Raw genomic sequence first — 6,499 nt, 5'->3', positions numbered from 1 at the left:
ATTCTCGTGCGCGTGCTCGGAGCGGGTCTCGCCGAGGGCGTCTACCCCGTGCGCTCGCGCATCGCCTGGCAGGCCTGGACGACCGAGCGCCTGCTCGACTCCGCCCGCACGTTCCTCTTCCCGCTGTACTCGAGCATCGCGACCCCGCTCTGGCTCCGCGCTCTCGGCGCCGATGTCGGCCGAGACGTCGAGGCATCGACCGTGCTGCTCATCCCGAAGCTCACGACCATCGCCGACGGAGCGTTCCTCGCCGACGACACCATGGTCGCGACCTACGAACTGCAGGGCGGATGGATGCGACTGGGCACCGCGCGCATCGGCAAGCGCGCGTTCCTCGGCAACTCCGGCATGGCCGCGGGAGGGCACAACGTGCCGCGCGACGGACTGGTCGCCGTGCTGTCGGTCGCTCCCCCGAAGGCGAAGGCGGGCTCGTCGTGGTTGGGCTCGCCTGCCGCGCGGCTTCGCCGAGTCGTCAACGACTCCGATCTCGAGCGCACGTACCGGCCACGCGCAGGACTCCGCCTCGCACGGGCCCTGTGGGAGCTGTGCCGCATCGTCCCGGTGTTCGTGACATGCGCGATCGGACTCGGGGTGATGCTCACGCTCGCGGCTGTGGTCGATGCCTGGGGACTCGGATGGGCAGTCATCGTCTCGAGCGCCGTGATGCTCGCGGCGGGTGCGTTCGCCGCCCTGATCACCACCGCCGCCAAGTGGCTGATCGTGGGTCCGATCCGGGCGGGCGAACACCCCCTCTGGTCGAGCTTCGTCTGGCGCACGGAGGTGTCTGACACGTTCACCGAGATGGTCGCCGCGCCCTGGTTCGCCAACTCCGCGTCGGGCACTCCGGCACTCGCCATCTGGCTGCGCACACTCGGCGCGAAGATCGGGCGCGGCGTCTGGACCGACAGCTACTGGCTGCCCGAGCCCGACCTGGTCACCCTCGGAGACGGCGCCACGGTGAACCGCGGATGTGTGGTTCAGACTCATCTGTTCCATGATCGAGTGATGAGCATCGATGCAGTGACCCTCGAGAACGGTGCGACCCTGGGTCCGCACAGCGTGATCCTGCCCGCAGCCACCATCGGGTCGGATGCCACGGTCGGGCCTGCCTCGCTGGTGATGCGCGGTGAGTTCGTGCCCGTCGGCAGTCGGTGGAGCGGCAACCCCATCGGCCCGTGGCGTGCGGTCAAGGTGCGCTCGTACCAGGCCACGAACGCATGACCGTCGACCCGTACACCCCGCACAGCGGCGATCGACGCTACGGGGTGGTGCACTACGACCTCGTCATCGACTACCGGGTGACGACGAACCGCCTCACGGGCACCGCGACGATCACGGTGCGGATGCAGGAGTCGGCCAAGCACATATCGCTCGATCTGGTCGGCCTCAAGGCGACCAAGGTGCGGGTGAGCGGCGACAGGTCCGCGTCGTTCCGGCAGGACGATCGGCGCCTCAAGGTGCTCTTCGGCGGCGAACGGCAGAGCGGTCAGGAGCTCACCGTCACCGTCGACTACTCCGGCGCCCCTTCGCCCCGTCGCACCCGGTGGGGGCTCCTCGGGTGGGAAGAGCTCGACGACGTCGTGCTGGTCGCCTCGCAGCCGACGGGTGCCCCGACCTGGTTCCCCTGCAACGACGTGCCCTCGGACAAGGCGACCTATCGTCTGGAGTTCACCGCCGACCCGGAGTACACGGTCGTCAGCGGCGGTGCCGCCACGCGGTCGATGCAGCGTGGTCGAACGCGGTGGACCTTCGATCAGCCGGTACCGACCGCCACCTATCTGATGACGGTGCAGATCGGCCAGTACGACGACGACAGAGTCGCCCTCGGCGCGACTCCCGGGCGCCTGTTCCACCCGCGGGCGCTCGCTGCGCGGGTTCGCGCGGACTTCGCCACGCTCCCCGAGATGATGACGACGTTCGTGCAGGCGTTCGGCCCCTATCCCTACGAGTCGTACAAGGTCGTGATCACTCCCGACGTGCTCGAGATCCCCCTCGAGGCGCAGGGGATGGCGATCTTCGGCGCCAACCACGTCGACGGGATCGGCGGGAGCGAACGGCTGATCGCTCATGAGCTCGCGCACCAGTGGTTCGGCAACAGCGTCGGCGTCGCCCGATGGCAGGACATCTGGCTGAACGAGGGGTTCGCCTGCTACGCGGAATGGCTCTGGTCGGAGGCCTCCGGTGGGCCGACGACGCAGGCGAAGGCCGTGGCTCATCACGCCCACCTGCGCACGCTCCCTCAGGACCTCGTGCTCTCAGACCCGGGCGCGAGCGACATGTTCGATGATCGCGTCTACAAGCGCGGCGCCCTCGCACTCCATGCACTTCGCCTCACGATCGGCGACGAGGTCTTCTTCACCCTGACCCGCGCATGGACGAGCCGTTTCGCGGGACTCGCGGTGACGAGCGATGACTTCCTCGGATTGGTCGAGGAAACCTCCGGCGGTCCGGCCCGTGCGCTCGTGCGCACCTGGATCGACGAGCGCCCGCTGCCCGCTCTTCCCCGCACCGTCTGACAGCGTCGGCGTCGGGACCGAGATCACGCCCGCGGCGCCCCTCAGCCGATCGCGACGCTCAGCACGTGACCTGGCGGACCGGCGAGAGTGACGACGTCGATCGTGGAAGCGCGCCCGGGGAGCACAGCTGACCACACCCGCGGAGGGGGATCCGGCGAGGGCGGATGCAGCACCACGGCATCCGGATCGACCGCGAAGCCTCGCCCATCCGCCTTGAGAGCCGCCTCGATGCGGGTCCATCCTGCGAGATCCGGCGCGAGCCCGTTCGCGAAGAGCGCTGCCACCTCGTCGACCCGGGCGGACGAGGCCAGCGCTTCGACATCGACCCCCACCGGCTCCCGGCCCGGCCTCACGGCGACCACGACGAGATCGTCGGAGTGGCTCACGCTCATCGAGACGCCGGCGGTCGTCGGTCGGCCGTGCGCAGCGCCGCACCGGTCGCAACGGCTGTCGAGCACGACCTCGTCGAGGCCTGTGAGGCGGCGGACACGGTCGCGGATCAAGGCCCTGCCGGCGAGGAAGCCCTGAGCACGGCCTCCGCTGAGCTGGTGGAACCGGTCGACCTGCGCCTGACCCATCGCCACGAGATCGTCCGCGGTGAAACCCTGGAGTCGAGACGGATGCGCCCACGCGACGCTCACATCGCGCCAGGTGATCTCACCCACGCCGTCTCCCCGCGCTCATCTCTTCGGGTCCTGGCAGCGGTCGGAGCCTCACACCTCGAAGTCGACGGCCACCCGGGAGGCGACGACCGAACGCACGAATGCGACGACCTCTTCATGCGCCGGATGCACCTGATACGCCTCGAGCTCGTCGATCGAATCGAAATCGGCGACCAGCGTCACATCCCAGTTCGCCTCGGGGTACGCGACATTCGCACCCGCGGAGATCGAACGCAGCTGCGGCACGACTCCGTCGAGCGCGTTCAGGCGGCGGGCGACCTCGGCGGCCTGCTCGGCACGCTGCGCCGCGTCTTGCTCGGCGAGCTTCCAGGTGACGACGTGGCGGATCATCGGACTTCCTTCTTCAGGGCATCGTTCTGGACGGCCTCTTCGAGTGCGTCGCGCAACCGGTCGGCCGACAGCCGCCAATGGGCGTGCAGATCGCCGTCGATCAGAACGACGGGGATCTTCTCCCACCACAGCTCGTAGAGCGCCGGATCGTCGTGGATCGATGCCTCGACGATCTCGATGCGCTCGGCGGCCGCATCAGGCAGATCGGCGACGACCGAGTCGATGATCTCTGATGCGACGTCGCACAGATGGCAGTCGGGCTTGCCGATGAGGGTCAGCGTGGTCACGCCGACGGCACCTCGACCTCGCGGCCGCTGGCGATCCACTCGCCGGTGCCGCCCTCGACGTTGGTCGCGTCATAGCCGCGGCCCTCGAGCGCTTCGACGACCCGCGCCGAACGTCCGCCTGCCTGGCAGATGACGTCGAAGGACTCGGCCGGCAGCTCTTCGAGCCGGTTGCCGATCTCGGACATCGGGATGTTGACAGCACCCGGAACGTGACCCCGAGCGAACTCGTCCACCTCGCGGACGTCGATGAGCGGGGTGTTCGAGCGCTCTGCGAGCTCGGTGACGGTGATCGACTTCATGGCATGCTCCTGCGACGAATGGGAAACCGGGGGTAGAGACACAAAGCGCCCGTCCGGAGACAGGCGCTCGTGTCTGGTCGCTTACTTCTTGTTGCGACGCTGGTGGCGAGTCTTACGAAGCAGCTTGCGGTGCTTCTTCTTCGCCATGCGCTTGCGGCGCTTCTTGATGACAGAACCCACGGAAACCTCACTAAGTCAGTGGCTGGGTGTCGTCGGTGACGGACACCCGGGTACGGGCACGGAAAATGCCTCGGATCAGTCTAGCAAACCGTGGAGCTCCTGCTGCACGCCGTCACTCGACGACGTTTTCGGTCACAAGGAACCGCCACACCAGGGCGTGTCCGAGTGCGACCAGAGCGATGAGAAGAAGCGCCTCGACCTGGATCGGCTTGAGCCCGGCAGGCTCCGCGACCTGCGGCGCGACGCCGATCACGGCGATCGCGCCGTAGATGACGATCGTCCCCGCCTGAGTCCAGCGCACCGCGGCTGTCGTCCCGTCACGCCGTGAGCGTGAGACGAGTCGGAGCATCGACACTCCGCCGACGACGGCGATGACCACGAAGGGCGCCCGCCAGAGGATCGGGTTCTCCGTGCCGCCCACCTGGGCGAAGAGTCCCATCAGGGCGGGCAGAAGGAAGGAGAGGTAGATGCCGCCGATCGTCCGACGCATGGCCGGATCCGCCGACCAGTCGGTGCGAACACGGACGACGTTCCACCACAGGCCCGTGAGCGTGAAGCAGGTCGTAGAGAAGAGTGCGTAGAACGTGCTGACGTCCACGATCTCCTCCGCCCGATCAGCCCACGTCGGCGATGGGCCGCTGCAGCGCCTCGGCCACTGCGGACTCGGGCACGCGGAAACTGCGGCCGAAGCGGATGGCAGGCAGCTCCCCAGCGTGCACCATCCGATACACGGTCATCTTCGACACGCGCATGAGTTCGGCGACCTCAGCCACCGTCAGGAACCGGACATCAGGTACCTCGGGCATCCCACGTACCCCTTTCTCGATTGTGCACACTCTATGGGTTGTCTGGGACGCATGTAAACCCATGTGGCCTGTGTGATCAATGAGGATCTGGGACGGTAACGAACGCGCGCCCCGGAAAAGTGCCGAACCCGCACCGCGACGTCTCAGCGGAGACATAGGACGTTTGCCGGAACCGCTCAGGCTGCTCTGCGAGGCTGACGGCACGACTCACGATGGCACCATCCGAGTTCACGCGGGCTGGGGCCCGCGGCACCGCCCCTGACGACCAGCCCCCCGGGTCGTCAGGGGCGACGTGCGTCTGCGGTCGGCGTCATCCGCGCCGAGGCTCGCGCGGCGCTGCGATTCAGGCGCCGAGGCGCTTGAGGGCGCTGGCCACCACATGCTTGGCGGATGCGGCTGCCCGCCCGACGACCTCGGCCGCGTGGGCGGCGCCGTCGGGCAGCGGGAGTCCGGGGTAGTCGATGTCGGGCGCGTCGTCGCCGTAGGCATCCATGAGGAACGGCACGAGCCAGTCATCCACCGCTCCGAGCGGTTCGACGGCGAGGCTGTAGAAACGACGCTGCCCGTCTTCGCGCACGCTGACGAGCTCGGCCTCGCGCAGCACCTTCAGGTGCTTCGAGACCGTGGGCTGGCTGATGCCGAGATCGGACACGATGTGGCTCACGCTCGTGCCGGCATCCCCTTCGGTGGTGCGACGCAGGAGGAGCTGGAGGATGTCTCGCCTCGTACCGTCTGCGATCACGTCGAAGATGTCCGTCATGTGATCAGGGTAGTGGTCCCTGGCACGGAGTACCATGACGAAGGCTCGGCGAATCGCGTCGTGCAGCCGCGACGCGCGGCGATGGAAGATCGAAGGGGGACGCGATGTCGGGCATCGTTTCGGCGTCGTCGCCTCGACAGCGGCTCCAGAACGCGGCCTCCTGGGGCAAGCACCTCATCACCTCGTCGCCCTCGCGCTTCGCGATCGTCATCTTCGCCCTGCTGATCCTCGTCTTCACGGTTCTGCTCTCACTGCCGATCGCCTCTGCGACGCGCGATGTGACGCCCCTCGCGGATGCGCTGTTCACCGCCGTCTCCACGATCTGCGTCACAGGTCTCTCGACCGTCGACATGGCCACCCACTGGTCGCCGTTCGGGCATGTGCTGATCTTCATCGGCGTCAACATCGGCGCCCTCGGCGTGCTCACCCTCGCATCGCTCATGGGCATGCTGATCTCGAAGCGGCTCGGACTGCGCGCCAAGCTCCTCGCGGCCGGCGACACGAACCCCCTCCGCGCTCACGGCGGTGTGGTGAACGAGCGCCAGACCGTGCGTCTGGGCGAGGTCGGCCAGCTGCTGCCCACCGTCGCCGTCTCGGCTCTGATCCTCGAAGGCGTGCTCGCCGTCCTCCTCTACCCC

Annotated in this window: 10 protein-coding genes and 1 pseudogene; 3 read left to right on the top strand and 8 right to left on the bottom strand. The window is 68.0% G+C overall.

Annotated elements, in window-relative coordinates; translation table 11 throughout:
• Window positions 1–1,221, top strand: a 1,221-nt coding sequence (locus tag J7E68_RS01410; protein WP_396652478.1) for a Pls/PosA family non-ribosomal peptide synthetase, incomplete at its 5' end; no start/stop codon positions are given.
• Window positions 1,218–2,516 (top strand): M1 family metallopeptidase, encoded by a 1,299-nt coding sequence (locus J7E68_RS01405; protein ID WP_215169173.1) that lies wholly within the window; start codon window positions 1,218–1,220, stop codon window positions 2,514–2,516. The genes J7E68_RS01410 and J7E68_RS01405, both read left to right, overlap by 4 nt.
• 41 nt (window positions 2,517–2,557) lie before the next feature.
• Here the strand turns inward: J7E68_RS01405 and J7E68_RS01400 are convergent, their stop codons facing one another.
• The 8 genes from J7E68_RS01400 to J7E68_RS01365 form a co-directional block, all read right to left on the bottom strand.
• Window positions 2,558–3,181, bottom strand: coding sequence for a 4'-phosphopantetheinyl transferase superfamily protein (locus tag J7E68_RS01400; RefSeq protein ID WP_215169171.1), 624 nt, complete (start codon window positions 3,179–3,181; stop codon window positions 2,558–2,560).
• A gap of 48 nt (window positions 3,182–3,229) precedes the next feature.
• Window positions 3,230–3,529 (bottom strand): Dabb family protein, encoded by a 300-nt coding sequence (locus tag J7E68_RS01395; protein ID WP_215169169.1) that lies wholly within the window; start codon window positions 3,527–3,529, stop codon window positions 3,230–3,232.
• Window positions 3,526–3,816, bottom strand: coding sequence for a glutaredoxin family protein (locus J7E68_RS01390; protein ID WP_215169167.1), 291 nt, complete (start codon window positions 3,814–3,816; stop codon window positions 3,526–3,528). Before J7E68_RS01390 ends, J7E68_RS01395 begins: the two co-directional genes overlap by 4 nt.
• The gene (locus J7E68_RS01385) at window positions 3,813–4,115 is read right to left on the bottom strand and encodes a rhodanese-like domain-containing protein (RefSeq protein WP_215169165.1); all 303 of its coding nucleotides are present in this window, start codon (window positions 4,113–4,115) and stop codon (window positions 3,813–3,815) included. The genes J7E68_RS01390 and J7E68_RS01385 overlap by 4 nt, the downstream gene beginning before the upstream one ends.
• 81 nt (window positions 4,116–4,196) lie before the next feature.
• Window positions 4,197–4,295, bottom strand: a complete 99-nt coding sequence (locus J7E68_RS01380) for a 30S ribosomal protein bS22 (RefSeq protein ID WP_003792170.1) — start codon at window positions 4,293–4,295, stop codon at window positions 4,197–4,199.
• A 112-nt stretch (window positions 4,296–4,407) separates the two neighbouring features.
• Window positions 4,408–4,893, bottom strand: coding sequence for a hypothetical protein (locus J7E68_RS01375; RefSeq protein ID WP_215169163.1), 486 nt, complete (start codon window positions 4,891–4,893; stop codon window positions 4,408–4,410).
• Window positions 4,894–4,909: 16 nt separating this feature from the next.
• Window positions 4,910–5,101 carry a helix-turn-helix domain-containing protein gene (locus tag J7E68_RS01370; protein ID WP_053098849.1) on the bottom strand — a complete coding sequence of 64 codons (192 nt, stop codon included), beginning with the start codon at window positions 5,099–5,101 and terminating at the stop codon, window positions 4,910–4,912.
• A gap of 343 nt (window positions 5,102–5,444) precedes the next feature.
• Entirely contained in the window at window positions 5,445–5,861 is a 417-nt protein-coding gene (locus J7E68_RS01365) for a helix-turn-helix transcriptional regulator (protein ID WP_215169160.1), read from the bottom strand.
• A 104-nt stretch (window positions 5,862–5,965) separates the two neighbouring features.
• On the opposite strand from J7E68_RS01365, the pseudogene J7E68_RS01360 reads away from it, so the two are divergent.
• Window positions 5,966–6,499: pseudogene (locus J7E68_RS01360) on the top strand (TrkH family potassium uptake protein); the annotation flags it as partial.

The sequence above is a fragment of the Microbacterium sp. ISL-103 genome (assembly GCF_018613995.1).
Taxonomy (GTDB): Bacteria; Actinomycetota; Actinomycetes; order Actinomycetales; family Microbacteriaceae; genus Microbacterium.
Note: the sequence above shows the minus strand (reverse complement) of the source record. Positions and strands in the feature narration are given on the sequence as shown.